Origin of the sequence: Rhodococcus sp. IEGM 1366, from assembly GCF_033142425.1 — a bacterium.
GTDB lineage: Bacteria > Actinomycetota > Actinomycetes > Mycobacteriales > Mycobacteriaceae > Rhodococcus_F > Rhodococcus_F globerula.
In genome coordinates, this window is record NZ_JAWLRZ010000006.1 from 231,323 (window position 1) to 252,642 (window position 21,320).

17 protein-coding genes are annotated in these 21,320 nt (G+C 63.0%); 9 read left to right on the plus strand and 8 right to left on the minus strand.

Annotated features, from left to right (window positions below):
• Positions 1-8 precede the first annotated feature (8 nt).
• Complete coding sequence (locus R4P64_RS19425; RefSeq protein WP_033234199.1) at positions 9-1,418, minus strand: dihydrolipoyl dehydrogenase family protein; 1,410 nt, start codon at positions 1,416-1,418, stop codon at positions 9-11.
• A gap of 97 nt (positions 1,419-1,515) precedes the next feature.
• Here R4P64_RS19425 and R4P64_RS19430 point away from each other — a divergent pair, with 97 nt between their 5' ends.
• Together R4P64_RS19430 and R4P64_RS19435 are read left to right on the plus strand one after the other, a co-directional pair.
• Positions 1,516-2,268, plus strand: a complete 753-nt coding sequence (locus R4P64_RS19430) for an SDR family oxidoreductase (protein ID WP_287160262.1) — start codon at positions 1,516-1,518, stop codon at positions 2,266-2,268.
• A complete protein-coding gene (locus tag R4P64_RS19435; RefSeq protein ID WP_033234200.1) occupies positions 2,268-3,590 on the plus strand; it encodes an NAD(P)/FAD-dependent oxidoreductase in 1,323 nt (440 codons plus the stop codon). The genes R4P64_RS19430 and R4P64_RS19435 overlap by 1 nt, the downstream gene beginning before the upstream one ends.
• A 21-nt stretch (positions 3,591-3,611) precedes the next feature.
• Here R4P64_RS19435 and R4P64_RS19440 read toward each other — a convergent pair whose 3' ends face one another.
• The 3 genes from R4P64_RS19440 to R4P64_RS19450 all read right to left on the minus strand — a co-directional run bounded on the left by R4P64_RS19440 (position 3,612) and on the right by R4P64_RS19450 (position 6,399).
• On the minus strand, positions 3,612-4,115 hold the full coding sequence (locus tag R4P64_RS19440) for a lipoprotein (protein WP_033234201.1): 504 nt from the start codon (positions 4,113-4,115) through the stop codon (positions 3,612-3,614).
• A gap of 190 nt (positions 4,116-4,305) precedes the next feature.
• Positions 4,306-4,749, minus strand: a complete 444-nt coding sequence (locus R4P64_RS19445) for a helix-turn-helix domain-containing protein (RefSeq protein ID WP_033234389.1) — start codon at positions 4,747-4,749, stop codon at positions 4,306-4,308.
• Positions 4,750-5,130: 381 nt separating this feature from the next.
• Positions 5,131-6,399 carry a hypothetical protein gene (locus tag R4P64_RS19450; RefSeq protein WP_317822276.1) on the minus strand — a complete coding sequence of 423 codons (1,269 nt, stop codon included), beginning with the start codon at positions 6,397-6,399 and terminating at the stop codon, positions 5,131-5,133.
• Between the two features lie 107 nt (positions 6,400-6,506).
• Here R4P64_RS19450 and R4P64_RS19455 point away from each other — a divergent pair, with 107 nt between their 5' ends.
• Positions 6,507-7,319, plus strand: a complete 813-nt coding sequence (locus R4P64_RS19455) for an FAD:protein FMN transferase (RefSeq protein ID WP_045069192.1) — start codon at positions 6,507-6,509, stop codon at positions 7,317-7,319.
• A gap of 17 nt (positions 7,320-7,336) precedes the next feature.
• On the opposite strand, the gene pgi is transcribed toward R4P64_RS19455, so the two are convergent.
• Positions 7,337-8,992: a glucose-6-phosphate isomerase gene (gene pgi / locus R4P64_RS19460; protein ID WP_172935700.1), complete on the minus strand. Its 1,656-nt coding sequence runs from the start codon at positions 8,990-8,992 to the stop codon at positions 7,337-7,339.
• Positions 8,993-9,101: 109 nt separating this feature from the next.
• A complete protein-coding gene (locus tag R4P64_RS19465) occupies positions 9,102-9,410 on the minus strand; it encodes a chorismate mutase (protein ID WP_033234204.1) in 309 nt (102 codons plus the stop codon).
• Positions 9,411-9,725: 315 nt separating this feature from the next.
• Between R4P64_RS19465 and pcrA the strand changes: the two genes are divergently transcribed.
• Complete coding sequence (pcrA, locus tag R4P64_RS19470; RefSeq protein ID WP_233364300.1) at positions 9,726-12,329, plus strand: DNA helicase PcrA; 2,604 nt, start codon at positions 9,726-9,728, stop codon at positions 12,327-12,329.
• Between the two features lie 76 nt (positions 12,330-12,405).
• On the opposite strand, the gene R4P64_RS19475 is transcribed toward pcrA, so the two are convergent.
• A complete protein-coding gene (locus tag R4P64_RS19475) occupies positions 12,406-13,443 on the minus strand; it encodes a M23 family metallopeptidase (protein ID WP_033234205.1) in 1,038 nt (345 codons plus the stop codon).
• A 233-nt stretch (positions 13,444-13,676) separates the two neighbouring features.
• Between R4P64_RS19475 and R4P64_RS19480 the strand changes: the two genes are divergently transcribed.
• From R4P64_RS19480 to sucD, 3 genes are all read left to right on the plus strand, one after another.
• Positions 13,677-15,563 (plus strand): hypothetical protein, encoded by a 1,887-nt coding sequence (locus tag R4P64_RS19480; RefSeq protein ID WP_317822279.1) that lies wholly within the window; start codon positions 13,677-13,679, stop codon positions 15,561-15,563.
• Between the two features lie 191 nt (positions 15,564-15,754).
• Complete coding sequence (sucC, locus tag R4P64_RS19485; protein ID WP_045069199.1) at positions 15,755-16,924, plus strand: ADP-forming succinate--CoA ligase subunit beta; 1,170 nt, start codon at positions 15,755-15,757, stop codon at positions 16,922-16,924.
• A gap of 15 nt (positions 16,925-16,939) precedes the next feature.
• The gene (gene sucD, locus R4P64_RS19490) at positions 16,940-17,842 is read left to right on the plus strand and encodes a succinate--CoA ligase subunit alpha (protein ID WP_033234208.1); all 903 of its coding nucleotides are present in this window, start codon (positions 16,940-16,942) and stop codon (positions 17,840-17,842) included.
• A gap of 155 nt (positions 17,843-17,997) precedes the next feature.
• Here sucD and R4P64_RS19495 read toward each other — a convergent pair whose 3' ends face one another.
• Positions 17,998-18,621: an IMPACT family protein gene (locus tag R4P64_RS19495; RefSeq protein ID WP_045069201.1), complete on the minus strand. Its 624-nt coding sequence runs from the start codon at positions 18,619-18,621 to the stop codon at positions 17,998-18,000.
• 86 nt (positions 18,622-18,707) lie between these two features.
• Between R4P64_RS19495 and R4P64_RS19500 the strand changes: the two genes are divergently transcribed.
• Both R4P64_RS19500 and R4P64_RS19505 read left to right on the plus strand, forming a co-directional pair.
• Positions 18,708-19,685, plus strand: coding sequence for a DUF5336 domain-containing protein (locus R4P64_RS19500; protein WP_317822281.1), 978 nt, complete (start codon positions 18,708-18,710; stop codon positions 19,683-19,685).
• Positions 19,686-19,756: 71 nt separating this feature from the next.
• Positions 19,757-21,289 (plus strand): DUF6350 family protein, encoded by a 1,533-nt coding sequence (locus R4P64_RS19505; protein ID WP_317822283.1) that lies wholly within the window; start codon positions 19,757-19,759, stop codon positions 21,287-21,289.
• Positions 21,290-21,320: the final 31 nt, after the last annotated feature.

A 21,320-nucleotide genomic window follows, 5' to 3' on the forward strand; every position in this document is an offset into this window, starting at 1 on the left:
GCCCCCGATTACCGCCGTGCCTCCAACAACCTGAGCCATACTTCGCTGACCGTCGGATACGACGGCACCGCATGCCATAACGTGTCGAGCGGGACCGCACCGACGACGGCAATTGTTGCTGCGTGGAGCAATTCCGATACATCCGGACCGACGAAAGTTGCCCCGACGATTACGTCGGCACCACGGTCGATCACCAGTTTCGCGCGGCCTTCGTAATTGTCACGGAGCAGCGAGGATCCTGCGACGGCAATGTCGATCTCCACGACCTCGACGTCGATACCGTCTGCCCTGGCCTGCTTTTCGGTGCGCCCCACCCACGCTGCTTCGGGCGAGGTGAATACCACCTGTGGAACACGGCCGCTGTCAGCGGAGGCGATGAACCGTGGGTCGACCAGCGCGCGTCCCGCTGCTCGTGCGGCGATCACATCGCCGCACACTCGGGCCTGGTACTTACCCATATGGGTCAGCGGTGACCGGCCGTTGATATCTCCGACGGCATAAAGCCATTCGCCCTGTGCACACAGGTGATCGTCCGTCGGAACGTACGCACCATCGGTCAAACCGACGGACGACAACCCCAACTGCGCCGACGTCGGCGCACGGCCTGCGGCAACAATCAGTTCGTCGACCTCGATCACACCGGAAGAGGTGTCGATGGTGACCGGCCCACCGTGAATGTTCCCTTCACCAGTATCCCGGGCATCGGGTCGCGATACGGAATGGACGGTAGTCCCGAACCGCACGTCGGCTCCCCGTGCGGTGAGATGACGCGCAACCATGTCTCCGGCAAACGGTTCGGCAGATTTCAGCACTGCGTTGCCGCGTACCAGCAACGTCACCTCGGCGCCGAATGACAACAACCACGTTGCGCACTCCGATGCGACGACGCCGCCGCCGATGACGGCAACACGCCGCGGAACTTCGTGGAGATTGGTGGCGTCGCGTGACGTCCAAGGGAGCGCAGCCCGCAGTCCGGGTGTGTCCGGGACCGACGCGGTTGTTCCGGTGGCAAGTACGACGGCCTGGCGGGCGAAGAGTGTGCGCGTGCCGTCGACAACAACGGTCCGCTCGCCGTCCAGAACGCCGTGGCCTTTGATCACGTCGATACCGGCGGACTCGGCCCACTCGACCTGCGAGGAATCGTCGTGGTTGTGGGTGAAGGAGTCACGTCTGGCCAAGATCGCGTCGATGTCCGGCGGCGCGGCGGATACACCTGGCAACGCGCCCGCGTCGTCGAGCACCTGCCCTGGCCTCAGGAGCGCCTTACTCGGCATACACGCCCAGTACGAGCATTCACCACCGACTAGTTGGTGCTCCACGATGGCAGCGGTACGGGTGCTTCCGGCTATTGCGTAGGCCGCGGCGTTCTCGCCCGCCGGTCCGCCGCCGATGACTATGACATCGAATTCTTCGGTCATCGCTCTACGGTATGCCGATCAGGTGGTGATGTGCAGGGTAACCGGTTTGTCGACTGACGGGCCGTGCGGTGACCCTGCGGTGGTTACAGTGGCAGCCATGACGCGGCAGAAGATTCTGATCACCGGCGCAAGTTCGGGTCTCGGCGAAGAAATGGCACGAAGGTTCGCAGCACGGGGACGCGATCTGGCTCTATGCGCCAGGAGAACCGATCGGCTCGACGCTCTCCGGAAGCAATTGCTCGCCGAGTATCCAAGGATCACAGTTGCGGTGGCAGGGCTCGATGTCACAGAACATGATTCCGTTGTCCGAGTGTTCGGCGAACTTCGCGACCAACTCGGTGGGCTCGATCGGGTGATCGTCAATGCCGGTCTGGGTAAGGGCGCCAAGATCGGTACCGGTAAGGCACACGCGAATCTTGCGACAGCGCAGACGAACTTCGTAGGCGCACTGTCACAGTGCGAGGCCGCACTCGAGATATTCCGCACGCAGAACGCCGGGCACCTTGTACTGGTGTCCTCGATCAGTGCAGATCGTGGACTTCCCGGCACCAAAGCCGCATATTCAGCGAGCAAAGCCGGGGTGGCCGCGCTCGGTGAGGCTCTCAGTATCGAACTGGCGCGCACGCCGATTCGAGTAACCACCCTGCTGCCAGGTTTCATCAAGACGGACATGTCGGCGAGTGCCGGCGACGATTCTTCCTTGATGGCTGAGCTCGACGAGGGCGTCGATGCGATGGTTACGGCCATCGAAAAAGAAGTGACACGAGCGGCGCTTCCCGGACTGAAATGGCAGGGAATCGATGCTGCACTGCGGTTTCTGCCCAATTCGGTGACGGCGAGGTTCGTCTGATGAGTATCCACAAGTCGAACGGCAAGCCGCGCGTTGTCATTGTCGGCGGCGGATTCGGCGGCCTCTACGCAGCCAAGAAGTTGAAGAAAGCCGACGTCGAAGTAGTTCTGATCGATCGCGGAACCAGTCACGTGTTTCAGCCGTTGCTTTACCAGTGTGCAACCGGGCTCCTCTCCGAAGGCCAGATCGCGAGCCCACTTCGGCACCTTCTGGAAGACCAGAAGAATACGAATGTAGTGCTGGGCGAAGCAAAATCCCTCGATGCCGAAGCTCGGCTGCTGACCGCAAGCAGATTCGACGGTTCGACATTCGACCTACCGTACGACTATCTGATCGTGGCGGCCGGCATGCGGCAGTCGTACCACGGCCAGGACGACTTCATCAAATGGGCGCCCGGAATGAAAACGCTGGACGACGCGCTGGCCATCCGCCGCAGTCTCATTGCCGCGTTCGAAATGGCCGAATCTCTCCCCACTGCCGAGGAACGGCGTCCGTGGTTGACGTTCGCCGTTGCCGGCGGCGGACCGACCGGGGTCGAGATCGCGGGGCAGATACGCGAATTGGCGATGCACGCGCTCACCAACGAATTCAGGTCCATCGACCCGGACGAGGCGCGAGTGCTCCTCTTCCACGGTGACGATCGAGTGTTGCCGTCGTTCAACAGATCGCTGTCCGCGGCTGCCGCGCGCACGCTCGCGAAGATCGGCGTCGAAACGCATCTCGGCGTGCATGTCACCGACGTCGGTGAAACCGAGATCGAGACCACCGACAAGAAGACAAAAGCGAAGCAGCGCTACGAGACCCGCACCATTTTGTGGACCGCCGGTGTCGAAGCAGTGCCGTTTGTCGAAGCGCTCGCCACGGCGCTCGGCGTCAAGCAGGTCGGCGGCGGCCGCATCGACGTCGAGGCCGACCTGACCGTGCCAGGCCACCCGAACATCTGGGTCGTCGGCGACATCATGTCCCGGGACAAGTTGCCCGGTGTCGCCGAAGTGGCTATGCAGGGTGGACGCTACGCGGGGGCGCAGATCGCTGCCCGCGTCGAAAACGGTCGACCGAACGGAAAGCCCTTCAAGTACCGCGATCTCGGTACTGCCGCCTACATTTCGCGTCGCCACGCACTCCTGCAGGCCGGACCGATCCGGATGTCGGGCTTCATCGGCTGGGTGTCCTGGGGAGTCATTCACATCGCGTTCCTCGCGGGTTTCCGCAACCGCGTCAGCACGGCACTGAACTGGGGCGTCACCCTTGCGTCGAAAACGCGCCGGGAACGCGCAATCACATTCGGCGACCCGGAAACCGCACGGCAACCGTACAACTGAGCGAACTGTCGCGGGATCCGACTACTCCGTGGTGAAGACGGGATTCCCGAATTCGTCGATCATGAACCACAGACTACCGACGGCCTGCCCCAACATGTCGCCGGGCACTTCATCGTCCAAGTATCGGTAGACCGGCTTGCCGTTGACCGTCACCTGGAACGAACCGTCAGGTCCCGGTACGGTACCGAGCGCCGCGTTGATCCCCTCGGTCACCGGAGAATCGGTGACAGACGTGACGGCAGGCCAATGCCGGAGGCAGCTCTCGTCGCACGAATCCCCGGTCGGGTGCTCCTCGTCCGGGTCGTAGATGTAGACGGTCATACCTTCGCCGTCGACGGCAATTGTTCCCAGTGGAGAGTCGGCAGTCTTCAGTAGCACCGCGTCGGCTGCGGCCGGCGGCGACAACGATGTCGGCATCACGGTGACGTTGTCCGCATCGGTGCCGGAGTCGGTGGCGTCGTACGAACAGCCGGACGCGGCAAGTGCGGCACTGGCCACAATCGCGAACAACCACTGTCTGCGCATGATCGCTCCATTCGAAGGTGGGCGCTACTGGCAGTGGGGGATACCCGCGAAGGGGCCACGGGAAACGTAGATCTTCCCGCATACTGTCACCGGATGTTCGACGTTGGTCGCGGCATTCACGGGGATGCCAGTTGCAGTTGTACTGCAACAACTTTCGGTATAGATGCAGCGCTGCCGCGTCGAATGGTGATCAGGCGCGTGGCTGTGGCGCAGTGTAGGTAATGCAGTCCGGCGGGACGGATGGCAGGCCTTCGGAGGACCTGAGCTTCTCGGCAATCGAGGAAAGCAGGCTCTGTGACTCGGGGGACAGATCTACGGCTTTACGTGTGAGGGAACGTAATTCGTTGTCATAGAATTCTTCCGCAACCGAACGGTCCTCATCGGGGATCAGTTCCGGATCATGGCGAGGGGTAGGTGCAAAGAAGTACTCGGCGTCGACTCCGAAGAAGTCGGCGAGTGCCAGCACTACCTGCTCAGACGGGTTGGTTCGAACGCCACTGCGCAGCTGCGAGAGATACGGTGTGGAAATTCGGCAGCCACGTTGGGAAAGTGCGTCTACAACTTGCGCATTGGTCAATCGGGGAGGTGTTACGGGGTACAGGGCGTTCAATCGTTCTCGGAACGAATCTGCCACGGTTCCTCCCATTTCCACGGTTCCTCCCTTCGCTTGTGACGTGTGCGCCACAATGTGCTGCATATTTCTGCGATTGCATAGTTATGCGAAGCAGATGTCACATAGTAGACGACTCAAAATTGGATGTTTAGAAATGAGAGTGCTTTTACCTGGGGATATTTGGGTTTTCCGGCTCTGAAAGCGTTTGTGGACAGTGTGATTTGCGACGCGAACTGACCGTTCGTTATCAGAATATTAAATCAGTACCTTCCGGGCGGTTTGTACTGATTTACGCTCTTATGCAGCTGATTTGGCTAAGTTACCGGCCAGTCTCTTGTGCGAGCATACCTTTCGGCTCTGCCAAGGCCTCGACTGGCGAGTTCGCTTGGAGGGAAATGAGCGCTACCAGGGGCGAGCGAAGATGCCGAATTTTTCGAGCGTGTTGCAGGCCAGCGTGCGCAGTGCCTGATTGTCGGCCGATACGAAGCTCACCAGCGACAAGGTGTACGTGGCGTGGTTGCGACTGAGGTATCCGGAGACTCGAGTTGATGTGTCGTCCAGTTGAGCGGCGCTCGCTCCAGGATGCACCGCGCGGAGGGCAAGCCCCGTAGTCCGGTGCCCCTCGAACTGGTCGATGTCGACCGTACCGATATTGGAGCACAAGGCATCTCGCTGACCAGGTCCGTCGGCAAGTCGATGAGCGACTCGGTCCGGGACGACCTGCAGGAGTTCGGCCGGGAAGCCTGCCGGACTCGACATCGGAGGAGCCTCGAACGCGTCACGGCACAATGTGCGAATCTGCGCGAGAGTGGTGGAGGGGGTCAACGGGATCGCGACCATCGCGACCGAATTGTCGACGGAATTGTCTCCCTGGTCAGTGGTACGCACGTTCATCGGAACGCTGAGCGTGACTGCGGCGGTTTTGTTCTCGGCTCGCGCTAGCTCGCCGACACATGCCAGGAACAAGCTGTTGGCGGTACCTCCGGAAGACGTTGCGACGTCATCCCATTGGTCCCGGTCGATTTCCAGAACCGCGGACGTTACCGAGTGTCGTTGGAAGCGCCGAGTGGCGGCGGCCGGTGCGGTGAAGCCGCGGAGTTCGGCTCTGCGCGCCGGACTGACGATCAATCCGCCCACCGCACGGGTGGTTCCGCGCAGAACGCGGCCAACGGTCGAGCGCGCGTCGGTGATATCCGAGTGGCCGGTGTGATCGATCGGCGGCGACGGTTTCCGCTGCATCGCGTCGCTGAGGGCGCCGATCAATCCGCGGGCGTCGGCAAGGACATGGGAACACGTCACGGAGACGACGGTTCCGCCGTCTGAATCGTAGGTCGCGGCGATGCGCCACCCCGGACCTCGTTCCGGGTCAACCGAGAGGAGGGCCGCAGCGTCGGCCCACTCGATCACCGAGTCGGCGGCGATGGGCTCCGAACGAAAACTGAGAGGGTAATGACGCGGGTCGGCGATGAATTCGGGCCGGGCGCCCGGAATTCGCGGCCTGCGCACGCGTCGGCCGAGCGGCCCGGACGCCACCCGTACACACAACTGCTCGAGCTCACTCGGATCGACGATGCTGTCGGTGCGCCATACGCCCTGCATCAGGATCGGCAAGCCGAGACCTCGGTGGGTCCACAGAAACATCTCGTCGACGACACTCAAGCGAACTCCCACCCCAGCAGTGTAGGCGTGGCACGTAGAGGACCTGCGGTTTCTGGCGGCGTACCCGCGATTCGGCGCATACTGGTTGTTACGCCGCGTGGTACGAAGGGCAGGCTGACATGGTCAGTGTCGAGAAGTGGGCTATGTGGGATTCCGCTATCGAAGTGGATGTCACGGAGGGTGCTGCACTGCCCACAGCACACGCGCTGATCGCTGCCGCCATCGAGGACACCGAAGCGCTGTGCGATCTCGGGCGCGGCGACGCCGAAATTCATGCCGTCAATCTGGCTCAGGGGACGCCGGTGAAAGTGACCCGGCGAATGTCGTCACTGTTGCGTTCGGCGCTGTGGGCGGCCCGTATGACGGCCGGTGAGGTGAACCCGCTTGCCGACAACTTCTCGGAGGACGACTCGATTCCGCCGGTCCACCCGACCCCTACATTCGAGGACGTGCAACTCGACGGCGACGTCGTGTACGCGCCGTGGGGAGCTTCGTTCGACATCACGGGAGTGGCAAAGGCGGACACCGTCGATCGAGCCGCGCAAACTGTTGCGGCAGAGCTGCAATGTGGTGTTGCGGTGCGGATCGGCGACGTACTTGCCACTGCGGGGCACGCTCCGGCCGGTGGTTGGCAGATTCCCGTTCCGGGCGGCGAGGACGTCGAACTGGCCAACGGGACGGCGATTGCCACTGCGCACGCCGCCGAACCGCCTTCATGGCAACCGCACCAGGATCGTCCGTCAACAGAATGGGCGCAGGTGTCGGTGATTGCCGACGACGCAGTGTGGGCGTACGCCGCCAGCCGTGCGGCGCTCGTGCGGGGGATAAGCGCCATCAAATGGGTTGAGCAGCAAGAACTTCGAGCTCGATTGGTGGATCAGTCCGGGCGTGTGTACACCACCGAGAATTGGTTCGGTCCGGACGCCGCCTGAGCGTTCGAGCCAGTTGCTCAGGCCCGGCCGCGCTGCTTCCGGTACCAGTTCACCAGGGCGTCGGTCGAGGAATCGCCGAGATCGCTCGGAGCCTCGGCCGACGAGAGTGCAGGCCCCAGTTCCAAAGCTTGGGTCTTGCCGAGTTCGACCCCCCACTGATCGAACGGATTGAGCCCCCACACAGCACCTTCGACAAAAACCTGATGCTCGTAGAGTGCGATCAACTGCCCGACCACCGACGGTGTGAGCTCCTTGGCCAGGATGGTGCTGGTGGGTCGGTTACCCGGCATCACCTTGTGCGGCACCAACTCCGGGGGTGTTCCCTCTGCCGCAATCTCCTCAGCGCTCTTGCCGAACGCCAACACCTTGGTCTGCGCAAAGAAGTTACTCATCAGGAGGTCGTGCATCGAACCTGTGCCGTCAGCCGTGGGCAGATCGTCGGTGGACTCGGCAAAACCGATGAAATCGGCAGGCACCAACCAGGTGCCCTGATGGAGTAGTTGGTAGAAGGCGTGCTGGCCGTTGGTTCCTGGTTCGCCCCAGAAGATCTCGCCTGTCGAGGTTGTCACCGGGGTGCCGTCGGAGCGGACGGATTTGCCGTTCGACTCCATGGTCAGCTGCTGCAGGTAGGCCGGAAAGCGCAACAGGTCATTGGAATACGGCAACACGGCGCGGGACTGTGCACCGAAGAAGTTGGAGTACCAGAGGCCGATCAAGCCGAGAATCGCCGGCGCATTCTCCTCCAGCGGTCGGGTGCGGAAATGCGTGTCGATCTGGTGGAAGCCGTCGAGGAACTCGGCAAAGCGAACGGGGCCGACCGCACACATGACGGAGAGGCCGATGGCGGAGTCGACCGAGTAGCGGCCACCCACCCAATCCCAGAATCCGAACATGTTTACGGTGTCGATCCCGAACGCGGAGACTCGCTCGGCGTCGGTGGACACCGCGACAAAATGCTTGGCGACGGCGGCGACGTCTTCGCTACCCAGACCGGCGAACAGCCAGCGCTTTGCCGCCGTTGCGTTGGTCAGGGTCTCGAGTGTGGAGAACGTCTTTGATGCCACGATGAACAAGGTGGTCTCGGCATCCAGGTCGGCCAGCTGCCCCACCAGATCCACGGGATCGATGTTGGAGACAAATCGGAGGCTGATGCCCGCGTCGGCGTAATGCCGCAGTGCTCGGTACACCATGACCGGCCCGAGATCCGATCCGCCGATACCGATGTTGACGATGGTGCGGATGCGCTTTCCCGTGAATCCGGTCCACTCGCCGCTGCGAACACGATCGGCAAAGGCGCCCATCGACGTCAGAACCTCGTGAACATCGGCGACGACGTCCTGGCCGTCGACAGTGAGGGATGCATCAGCAGGGAGGCGCAGTGCGGTGTGTAGCACCGCCCGATCCTCGGAGGTGTTGATGTGATCACCCGCGAACATTGCGTCGCGACGCTCCTCGACGCCGGCCTCTCGAGCCAGCGCGATCAGCAGGTCGAGAGTCTCACGACTGACACGGTGCTTGCTGTAGTCGATGTGGAGATCACCGGCGTCCACCGTCAACTCGGTTCCGCGAGCCGGATCCTCGTCGAAGAGTTCCCGAAGGTGAACGGCGTGGAAATCGGCGTGATGAGCGCGCAGTTTCTGCCAGGCTGATGTTCCGGTGATGTCAATGCTCACAGTCATCGACTTTAACGGCCCGGTCTGGAAACTTCTGGATGAGTCTCGGCGGCACCCTGGCCTGCTCCGATCAGCCGGTCTGCGAGCAGGGCGGTGCGAGCTGCGGGGCTTAGTGTCCCAGGCGTCCGCGGCCGAGACGCAGGAGCAGCATTGCGAGCGTGTGACCTTCCTGGCCCAGCTCGTTGAAACGCTCGAGCACCTTCATCTCACGACTGTGAACCAGGCGCGGCCCCCCTGATGCCATCCGGGTACGACCGATGATCTGTGAGACCTCGGAGCGGCGCTTGATTGCTGCCAGGATCTCGGCGTCGAGACGATCGATCTCCTTACGAAGTTCGTTGATCTCAGCTTCGCTGCGCGGAACGTCGACGTCGGTCGGAGTGGAGTTTCCCTCGGGTGCCGTTGCCTGCGTGCTCATATGTATTCGTCTCCTCTTTCTACTGCGTGGATCGTGTTCTCAGCTCGGGTCGTTACCGATCCAGCGCCCTGACGAAAAATGCCCCGGATCCGAGTCGGACCAGAGGCAGGTGAGCTGTTCGAAGACTTCACGAGCACCGCGGTCCGGCGCTCGTAAAGTAGTGCCACCGCGCACCGACACTGCGGCAATCGCAGGTGGTTGCGGTGTTGCACAGGCTCAACATAGCGTCCAGTTTGCCATGTTCGGCATCCCAGTTCCAAGTGCCGCCACCGCACTCACACTCTTGTCGGTGGACGCCGGTAGCGTGGACAGACGATGAACATGTATCCAGCAGTCGGTGAGCAGGGCAGTCTTGACGGGCGAGACGGTCTTGACGGGCAGGGCAGTCTTTACGCGCAGGGCGGTCTCTTCGAGCACGATCACGATGGGCCCCAGCACGGTCATTCTGCCCAGCACGGTCATTCTGCCCAGCCGGGTGGCCGAGGTTCCGACGAGCTTCTCGAGGGTCTCAACCCGCAGCAGCGCGAAGCCGTGGTCCATGCCGGTTCACCGCTGCTGATCGTTGCCGGCGCAGGCTCGGGCAAAACCGCAGTGCTGACGCGCCGCATCGCATATCTGTTGGCCGAGCGTGGTGCCACTCCGGGGCAGATCCTTGCCATCACGTTCACTAACAAGGCTGCAGCCGAGATGCGTGAGCGCGTCGCGGCATTGGTCGGGCCGCGGGCCAACAGTATGTGGGTGTCGACGTTCCACTCGAGTTGTGTTCGCATTCTGCGCGCTCAGGCGGCGTTGCTTCCTGGGCTCAACTCCAACTTCTCCATCTACGACTCGGATGATTCGCGCCGGCTCCTGACGATGATCTCCAAGGATCTCGAGCTCGACACCAAGCGTTTCACGGCCAGATTGCTTGCGACGCACATCTCGAACCTCAAGAACGAGTTGATCGACCCAGAGGAAGCAGTCGCGGCCGCGGACAAGGATCCCGCGGAACTGCCCCGCCTGGTTGCGAAGGTGTACGGGATTTATCAGCAGCGCCTGCGCTCGGCCAACGCGCTCGATTTCGACGATCTCATCGGCGAGACTGTGGCTCTGCTTCAGAACTTCCCGCAGATCACGGAGTACTACCGTCGGCGCTTCCGTCACGTCCTCGTCGACGAGTATCAGGACACCAACCATGCGCAGTACATGCTGGTGCGTGAATTGGTCGGCGGCGCAGGCGAATCCGACCATGCGGTGGCGCCGGCTGAACTGTGTGTTGTGGGCGACGCCGATCAGTCCATCTACGCGTTCCGCGGTGCCACCATCCGCAACATCGTGGAGTTCGAACGCGATTACCCGGACGCCCGCACCATTCTGCTCGAGCAGAACTACCGTTCGACGCAGAACATCCTTTCGGCTGCCAACGCCGTCATCTCCAAGAACACGGGGCGACGCGAGAAGCGGTTGTGGACCGATTCCGGTGAAGGCGAATTGATCGTCGGATACGTTGCGGACAACGAGCACGACGAAGCATCCTTTGTCGCCTCCGAGATCGACCGGCTGGTCGAGAACGGTGACGCAAAATTCTCGGACGTCGCAGTGTTCTACCGCACCAACAACTCGTCGCGTGCGCTCGAGGAAATCTTCATCCGCCTCGGTGTGCCGTACAAGATCGTGGGCGGCGTCAGGTTCTACGAGCGCAAAGAAGTTCGCGACATCGTCGCTTACCTGCGGGTGCTCGCCAACGAGGACGACACGGTGAGCTTGCGTCGAATCCTCAACACACCGCGCCGCGGAATCGGCGACCGCGCAGAGGCCTGCGTCGCAGTGCATTCGGAGCATCGCAACATCAGCTTTGCTGCCGCGTTGCGGGATGCGGCGGAAGGCAAGGTTGCGCTGCTCAATACGCGTTCGCAGAAGGCGATCGTTGCCTTCCTCGACATGATGGACGGGCTGCGCACCTTATTGCCGGCCGAATCTGCCGACGGCAGTGAGTCTTCCGAGCTCGGCGACATCGGTGAAGTGGCCGAGGCCGTGCTCGAACGCAGCGGCTACCGCGGCGAACTTGCCGCCAGCAGTGATCCTCAGGACGGCGCCAGGCTCGACAACCTCAACGAACTTGTCAGTGTGGCAAGAGAATTCAGTTCTGATGCGCGAAACGCTGCCGGACTGATCGACCCGGACGACGAAGAAACCGCGGCGATGCGCGAAGGTGAACCCGATCCGGGTTCGCTGGCAGCGTTCCTCGAACGAGTGTCGTTGGTGGCCGACGCAGATCAGCTGCCCGACTCCGACGAAGGTGTTGTCACCATGATGACACTGCACACCGCCAAGGGCCTCGAATTCCCCGTCGTCTTCGTAACCGGTTGGGAAGACGGTCAATTCCCGCACATGCGGGCCCTCGGCGATCCGGCAGAGCTCTCCGAGGAACGACGCCTCGCCTACGTCGGGATCACCCGCGCGCGGCAACGGTTGTATTTGACACGTGCGATCATGCGCTCCGCGTGGGGGCAGCCGATTCAGAACCCCGCATCACGGTTCATCAGCGAAATTCCCGAGGATTTGATCAACTGGCGCCGCGAAGACCCGGGCACCGGCGGCGGGTTCGGAAGCGGTCGACCCGGTTACGGGGGCGGTCAGGGCTATGCCGGCGGTCAGGGTTATGGCGGTGGCTACGGCAACCAGGGTGGCCAAGGTGGCCGCGGGTACGGCAACACCTCTCGAAACGACTCTCCCGCACCAAGTTTCGGTGCTGCGCGAGGACGGAACAACAACCTGGTTCTTGCCGTCGGCGATCGGGTCAGTCACGACAAGTACGGACTGGGCACAGTCCTCGAGACCAAGGGCACCGGCCCGACCGCAACAGTCACCATCGACTTCGGCAGCGCAGGTAAGGTGCGTCTGATGCTCATCGGCGGTGTTCCGATGGTGAAGCTGTAGGGGCAAGAAGCTCTGGAAAGACTTTCGGCCCGCACCAGAGAAAAGGTGCGGGCCGAAATTTTCGGTTGTGGTGAGCTCAGTCCTGCTCGATACCCAGGCTGATACCGCGCGAGGCGAGCCAGGGGAGGGGATCGATCTTGTTCTCGCCGGCGAGATGAACCTCGAAGTGCAGGTGCGGGCCGGTGGAGAAGCCGCGGTTGCCGACGGTGGCGATCTGATCGCCGGCCATGACCTGCTGGCCGACGGTGACTACCGAGGTGTCGATGTGTCCGTACACGGTGATGGTGCCGTCGGCGTGCTGCAGGCGAACCCACATACCGAACCCGGAAGCCGGGCCGGAGTCGATGACGGTGCCGTCGGCGACTGCGACGATGGGCGTTCCGATGGGTGCTGCGATATCGACACCGGCATGCAGGGTGCCCCAGCGGCTACCGAAGTTCGAGGTGAAAGTTCCGACAGCGGGGAGGACGAACAGGGGGCGTCGGGCAGCGGCTTCGCGGGCTGCGCGCTCTTCGCTGAAACGCTGTCCCTTGGCGAGGAGGTTACTGAACTGCGACAGGTCGGTCGGGGCGGCGACGTTGAGCACCTGGGGTGCGTCGGCTGCCGTGGTGGAGGACGCTGCGGCGGTGGGCGCGAACTGGGCTGCCTGTGGCTGTGCGGTGGTTCCGATGGTGGAGGACTGGTCGGCAAGTGCGACGTCCGAGTGCCCGACTGCATTGCCCGAGCCGTTGTCGACTACTGCCTGTCCCGCTGCGACTACCGCGCCGGCTGCGACTGCAAGAACTGCGGCGCGACCTTTGAGTGCGGAGGGCGGGGTGGGGATGCGGTGAGCGCCGGTGCGACGAGCCGGGGAGGAGACATCTGCAGATGCCGGTGGCGTGAAGGTCGAGATGCTGTTCACGTCGGACTCGACGGTCTCGAAGTCTGCCGGGTAGGCGTCTACCGAGTCGGAATCTGACGACGTGGAGGATGCGGAGCGAGTGAACATAAGGGAAGAAATCTCAGAACTTTTGGTCTCGGTGTAACGCCGGGCCGAGTGCGTTGGATAAGAGGGCGTGACCTCGTCCGGTTCTGATTCTGTGAACCTGCTGGGCGTGAACTGGCTGTGTCGCATATGCCTGTTCGCTCCTTGGGGTTCGTGATCAGCCTGTGACTTAGCTGGAGTAACGGTAACGAAATGGTTGCGACACGTGCAACCTATACAGCAAACGAGTCGTAGTTTGTGACGTGGCTCACATCCTGACCAGGCAATATGTCGCTTCGGACAAATCGGACCAAGTATCTCGATTGATATCGGGGTGTGTCACAACCAGATCACCGACCTGCGCAGGCGCTACCGTCGAGCAGGTGTCGTCAACACTCCGAAGCTCGTCGGTCCACGCGCCCGGCGATGTTCGCACCGCTCGTCCATTCCCGCCGCCGCTCGCCCTGGCCCTAGTTCTGGGGCTGCTCGGCGCGGTCGCGGTGTCGGCTGCGCCGATTGTCGACGTGGGGAGTGGACCCGGCGCGTCCGGTTCGATCGTGACCGCCTCGATATTTGCCGCGCTGTGCGCGCTCGTGATCCCGGCCGCTGCGATTGTGGTGGCGCGTCGTCACCCCGCCCTCTCAGGCGCGCTCTTGGCCGGTGCAGGCGCGCTGTCCTTCGGGGTCGCGATCCTCGATCTGCAGTTGTTCGTCGACGCGATCGACGCAAACCGCTTGGAACTTTTCCGTCCGATTTCCGCCGGAGTGATCACCGCGGGTGTCGGGTCGTACGTTGCACTCCTCGGGCACGCACTGTTGGTTGTTGCCGGAATTCTGGGGCTCGTGGTGATTCATCGTGAGTCCGAGCGTGACGGATACGGCAGCGCACACGCTGCCGAGTACGACGGCAGATCCGTAGGCGGACGCATCGGTGCCTGGCCGACGTCCGTATTGATTCTTGCTGCAGGCGCTTACGTGCTGTCGCTGTTCGCGCCCGCCTTCGATTCGCAGGATCCGATCTTTCTCGCCCGCTCCCTCGTGGACAGTCCCGCTGCCAGTGCTGTCGGAACCGCGTTGGTTGCCGTGGCCGTCTTGATCGTCACGGCATCGGCTCTGACGTCGATTTCGCCGTGGGTGGGCGCAGGCGGTGTTGTCGGCGCCGGCGTCGGCGCGCTGGGTGTCAGTGGCACTCGGGTTGTTGCCGGTCTGGCGTCCGGTGACCGGATCGGTGTCGGCGCTGGATCGATCGTGGGTGCTATCGCGGCGGTGGTCATCGTGGGAGTGGGCGCGGTGATACCGATTCTGTCGGCGCGGCGCGAGGCTGCAGCGGCAGAAGAAGCGCGGCCGGTGAAATCCGAAAATCAGGCGCCGTCCGGCGGCTCCAAGAAAGCGCGCCGAGCCGCGATGATCGAGCAGGCCCGCGAAGCGCAGGCTCACGTCACGAAGATGCACCGCATCGCCGGGGCGCTCGGAATTGGCGCCGCTGTGTCGGCCGCACTTGGCGCGTCGTTGCCCATTCTGTCCTTGCCCGGGGGACTCGCCGAACCGTCGATACTCGCGACCCGCATCGTCTTCGTCGCGGCGATCGTTCTCTTCGTTGCATCGCTCGGGCTGTGGATTCCTGGCCGCGCCGTTGCCATTCGGCCGGCCGTGGGAACGCTGTGGACCACCGTCGTCATGGGCATTGCGGCTGTCGTGCAACCAGCTGTCATCGCAACAGATGTTTCGGGTGTCGACCTTGGGGCCGGGGTGTACGTGATGGGCGTCGCCTCCGCGCTCGCGGCCGCTGCCGGCCTGGCGTTGTGGTTCGCCGGAACAGCGGAACGCGAGGAAATCGACACATCCGTGGAGATCGAGGCGAACTCCGTGGTCCGTATCCTCGCCGGACTCGGCGGCGTACTTGCACTCGTCGGCACCGCTCTGCCGCTCTATCGCGGCGCAAATCACACCGCGGCGTCGATCACGCAATGGCCATGGGGCAGTGACGCGTGGGGGATCGACACCTGGGGGCAACTCCTCGTCGGAGTGTCTGTCCTGCTCGCATCCGTCGTCGCCACCCGTTCCCGGCCACCGCGTGCTGTTGCGCTCCTCGTCGGATCGGCGATCTCGGTGTCGATATATCTCGCCGCGGGACCACTGACGTCTTCACGCATACCGGACGCAACAGTGGGGGCGGGTGCGATCGCAGCGGCGACGGGCCTACTCTTGCTAGTCGTTGCTGCTTTCTTCAGTGCGCGAACAACGCTGTCGATGCATGCCGAGCGGCGGTGAGACCCGCGCTTGACAAATGGTGCGAAGTTGCGTCGCCGATCGGTGACGCCTGCCGCACCTGGCGATGTCGCGTGACATGGGCCACATAGCATGTATGCGGGCGCAAACCGAACGCAGCAACTGGTTAAAGTCCAGAACAGACCCGCTCCTACCCCTCGAGCGGGTGTCAACGCAGACGAGACGGTGAGCAGATGGATCTCTTCGAATACCAGGCGAAGGAACTCTTCGCCAAGCACGGAGTGCCGACTTCGGCTGGGCGTGTTACGGACACGGTCGCAGGAGCACGCGAGATTGCCGAAGAAATCGGCAAGCCCGTAATGATCAAGGCGCAGGTCAAGGTCGGTGGCCGCGGCAAGGCCGGTGGCGTGAAGTACTCGCCCGACGTGGATGCCGCAGTGGCAAACGCAGAAGCAATCCTCGGCCTGGACATCAAGGGCCATGTTGTCAAGAAGCTGCTGGTCGCAGAGGCAAGTGACATTGCCGAGGAGTACTACATCTCCTTCCTGCTCGACCGCACCAACCGCACCTACCTGGCCATGTGCTCGGTAGAGGGTGGCGTCGAGATCGAGGTCACCGCCGAGGAGAACCCCGACGCTCTCGCGAAGATCCCCGTCGACGCAGTCAAGGGCGTCGACCTCGCGTTCGCGCGCAGCATCGCCGAGGCAGGAAAGCTGCCCGCTGAGGTGCTCGACGCAGCGGCCGTCACGATCCAGAAGCTGTGGGAGGTCTTCATCAACGAGGACGCACTCCTCGTCGAGGTCAACCCCCTCGTTCGCACGCCTGACGATCAGATCCTCGCCCTCGACGGCAAGGTCACCCTCGACGAGAACGCAGCGTTCCGTCAGCCCGGCCACGAGGCATTCGAGGATCGCGACGCAACCGATCCCCTCGAGCTCAAGGCCAAGGAAAACGACCTCAACTACGTCAAGCTCGACGGTGAGGTCGGAATCATCGGCAACGGCGCAGGCCTTGTCATGTCCACCCTGGACGTCGTCGCATACGCCGGCGAGAACCACGGTGGCGTCAAGCCCGCCAACTTCCTCGACATCGGCGGCGGAGCTTCCGCTGCAGTCATGGCTGCCGGCCTGGATGTCATCCTGAACGACGCACAGGTCAAGAGCGTGTTCGTCAACGTCTTCGGCGGCATCACCGCTTGTGACGCAGTTGCCAACGGCATCGTCGGCGCACTGAAGACCCTGGGCGACGAGGCCAACAAGCCGCTCGTCGTTCGCCTGGACGGAAACAACGTCGAAGAGGGTCGTCGTATCCTCGCCGAGGCCAACCACCCGCTGGTCACGGTCGTCGCAACCATGGACGAGGCCGCCGACAAGGCCGCCGAACTCGCTCACGCAGCGAAGTAAGGGACTCACAGAACAATGGCAATCTTCCTCACCAAGGATTCAAAGGTCATCGTCCAGGGCATCACCGGCGGCGAGGGCACCAAGCACACCGCTCTGATGCTCAAGGCCGGCACCCAGGTCGTCGGCGGCGTCAACGCTCGCAAGGCCGGCACCACGGTCTCGCACGTTGCTGCTGACGGTTCCGCTGTCGAGCTCCCCGTCTTCGCGACGGTCGAAGAAGCAATCAAGGAGACCGGCGCAGACGTTTCCATCGCGTTTGTTCCCCCGGCCTTCTCGAAGGACGCCATCGTCGAGGCCATCGACGCGGAGATCCCGCTCCTCGTGGTCATCACCGAGGGCATCCCGGTCCAGGACTCCGCCTACGCTTGGGCGTACAACGAGTCCAAGGGCAAGAAGACGCGCATCATCGGACCGAACTGCCCCGGCATCATCACCCCGGGTGAGGCTCTCGTCGGCATCACGCCCGCCAACATTGCGGGCACCGGCCCCATCGGCCTGGTCTCCAAGTCGGGCACCCTGACCTACCAGATGATGTACGAACTCCGTGACTTCGGCTTCTCCACCGCCATCGGCATCGGCGGCGACCCGGTCATCGGTACGACGCACATCGATGCCATCGAGGCATTCGAGAACGATCCCGACACCAAGGTCATCGTGATGATCGGTGAAATCGGTGGCGATGCAGAAGAGCGCGCAGCCGATTACATCAAGGCTCACGTCACCAAGCCGGTTGTCGGCTACGTGGCAGGCTTCACCGCTCCCGAAGGCAAGACAATGGGCCACGCAGGCGCCATCGTCTCCGGTTCCTCGGGAACGGCTCAGGCCAAGCAGGAAGCTCTCGAAGCTGCCGGCGTGAAGGTCGGCAAGACGCCGTCCGCCACCGCTGCTCTCGCACGCGAGATCCTTCAGAGCCTCTAAGTTCGTTTCGCGGAGCGTAGTGCTTCGTGTTGAACTGCAGCTTGTCTGAACACAGCTTGTCTGAACTACAGTTTGTCTGAACTACAGCGCCCGCAATCAGGTTTTCCTGGTTGCGGGCGTTGTTCGTCACTGTGACATGTTTGTCGCCGGGCGGCTCAGACGTCGACCCACGTATCGCCTGCGGTTTCGAGTTGGCCGGCGCCTGAGGTGATCGATGCCACCGTCGACGCAAGGTGTTCGGGGTCGTGAGTGGCAAGTGTCAGAACAGCTTTCGATCCGTAGTCGGTCCCAAGGACCACAACTCCACGGGCGCGCAGTTCGGCCTCGACGCGTCCGGCCTCCCCATGCCGAATTGCCAAGGTGTGCAACGTTCGTCGCTCGCGGCCGACCAGCGTGGCAGAATCCACCGCAACCGACACCGCACCGGAATATGCGCGTACCAAACCGCCTGCGCCCAGTTTGATGCCTCCGAAATATCGTGTCACGACCACGATTACGTCCACGAGGTCACGCGCCTTGAGTACCTGCAACATCGGAATCCCGGCTGTGCCGCCGGGCTCACCGTCGTCGTCGGCGCGTTCGGACCGCGACGATGCGTCGTAGCCCACCACGAATGCCGAACAATGATGGCGCGCATCCGGATACAGTGATTTCTGTTCGGCCAGGAACTGTTTTGCGCCCTCGGTGTCGTCGATTCTGCGGAGGGAGGCGATGAACCGCGAGTGCTTCACTTCCGTCTCGACAGTGTGATCCGCGCCGGGAGCAAGAGTGAAGGGCATCTGCCCATTGTCTCCTGTCGGTGTTGGCGTGAGAAGACAAGGCACATAGGCTGGAATCGACAACCGTCCGTCCACGAGGGGAAGCCATGACGTTCACACCGCAAGGGTCAAATTTCGGAGGATCCTCGTACGGATCGCCGACGCCCCCGAACGCAGGCGGTGGGGCCAAGATCGGTTTCTTCTTGACCATCGCGGTAGCCGCGTTGGGAATCGTCAACTTTCTGCTCGGGTTCGCTCCCTTCACCTCGATCACGAGTTCCGGTGTCGGTTCCGACGTGAGCACCACGTCCAGCTTCTTCGAAACCAGTGTCTACGGACTCGGATTCCTTTTTGCCGGCGGTGTTCTGGCTGCGGTGTCATTGCTGCCGCAGCAACGCTACGCAGGGATATTTGCCGCGTTGTCCCTGGTCGGATATGTCTCGTTGGTGTTCACCGCGTTCAGCCTCGGTTCGACGGATTACCTCGACATCGGCTTCGGGTGGGGATTGATCGTCGTCCTCGTCCTCGGCTTTGTGCAGACCGTCGTCGCAGTGGCCGCGTTCCTCTTCGACATCGGAATCCTCAAGGCCCCCGCGCCCAGGCCGGTAGCTCCCCAGGCCTTCGGTCAGGGCTACCAGCAGTACGGCCAGCCGCAGCAGCAGATGTACCAGCAAAGCCAGCCGGGGCAGCCGCAGCAGGGCCAGGCGCAGCAGTACGGGGCCCAGAACCAGCCCTACGGACAGCAGTACGGTCAAACGCCGCAGCCCGGTTCGCAGCAGCAGGGATACGCGAGCGGCTACGGCGCGACACCCGCAGAAACTACCGACACGTCGGGCCAACAATCCCAGCAGTACGGCGGGTACGCGCAGCCGACGCCCCAGTACCCCTCCGGGCAGCAGCCTCCGGCCGGGTACCCGTCTACCCAGCCCGCTCCTGCCCAGCACCAAGCGGGGCCGTACCAGCCCACCCCAGCCCAGCCCACCGGCTTCGAAGCTCCCGCAGCCCCCGAAACCGGCGAGAACACAGACCCCGCGGCCGAGACTCGAGCTTTCGATTCTCGGAACCCCGACGAGCGTCAGCAGTAAGGGGTTTTCGGATTCGTCCCGGGCGGCGCGCCTGAGTGCGCGCCGCGATGTCGGGTGAAATCCTCGAGGGGATGAATTCTTTGACTGATCGAACACGACCACGCCCTTCCGCCGGTCAGCAAACACGAGGCCGCACGTCGCTGCGCACACCCACGCCGGAAGCAGACCAGACCAGAACACTGCTCACCGTGGCCTTCCGGTCATCGGGAATGGCGATCCTGCTGATCTCGGCCGTCGTAGTCGTGACGCTGGTATCGGCGAGTAGTGATCTGACCGGAACATTCGGCGCCATCGCAACGACGTGGCTGGCTATTCATCAAGTTCCCGTTGTCATCGACGACGTTCAACTCGGTGTGCTGCCGTTGCTCCCGACCGCACTCATGATGTGGGTGGTGGCGCGGCGATGTGCGTCGGCGGCAACACTCGCCGAGACGCGGATAGCAGTAGCGCGACTGGTGGGCGCAGCCGTGGCGGGGCCTCTCACGGTGACCGCGATCTGCCTGGTCGTTGTTGCCGACGCGTCCGCTGCAATCCCGCTGTCGAGTCCCAATGCGTTGAGCGCGTTCGGTTGGGTCGCCGGAATTCACCTGGTAGCCGCGACGGTCGGCGTTGTTGTCGCGCACTGGCAGATCATCGAACCTGAGCTTCCGCGGTGGGCATCCGCCGCCGTTCGCCCCGGTGCCTGGACGACAACAGCGCTGCTGGCAGCGGGATCTATTGCCGTTCTGTGTGCGCTGCTCATCTCCTGGTCCACCGTCGGGGATCTTCTTGCCCGTGGCGGCGGTTTTGTCGGCGTGCTGGGTCTGACCGTGCTGTCGCTGCTTTACCTGCCCAACCTTGTTGTCGGTGCGGTCGCCGTCATGACGGGCGCAAGCGCCGATATCGGTGAGGTGTCCACCAGTGTGTTCGGCAACATAGGCGGCGACCTTCCACCGCTTCCGGTTCTCGGAGCCGTCCCGGCCGGCACGGGCGGAGGGTTCTGGCCAGTACTACTCGTTGTTCCGGTCGTGATCGGGATTTATCTGGGACGAGACTGCGCACGCCGCGTCGGCGGGCAGGACGGAATCCTCACAGCCGTTGCCGCCGCGTTCATGAGCGGAACAGTGATCGCGCTCCTCGCCCTCGCCAGCGGAGGGGAGCTGGGGTATTTCGGTGCCGTCGAGGTGACCTGGTGGGCCGTCGGGTTCCTGACCTTCGGCTGGTTGGCGCTGTTCGGCTCGATCAGTGCACTGATCACGACGTGGTTGCAGCATCGGGCGGTTCCTGCACCGCAGCCCACGGTGACGGCACCGCCGGCCCAGCAGGCTGAAACAGCTGAGTCCGAAGGCGACGACACGAACTCGGACACGGACTCGGATTCTACGGATGAATCGGTGGACGAAACTGGTTCAGTGCAAGAGTCGGAGACCGAGGAGACCGAGGAGACCGAGGAGACCGAGGAGCCTGCCGAGTCTGCGGTGTCTGCGGAGATCGAGGCGCCGGAACTCGCGGCTGAAGAAAGCCAGGCTGCAGAGGTCGAGGTCGACGCTGTAACCGTCGTCGAGGATTCTGCCGAAGAGTCTGCGACCGACCTGCCCTCACCGGTGAAAGACCCCAGCGACTAAGCTGTCGTCTGGCCGATTATCCGGCCACACC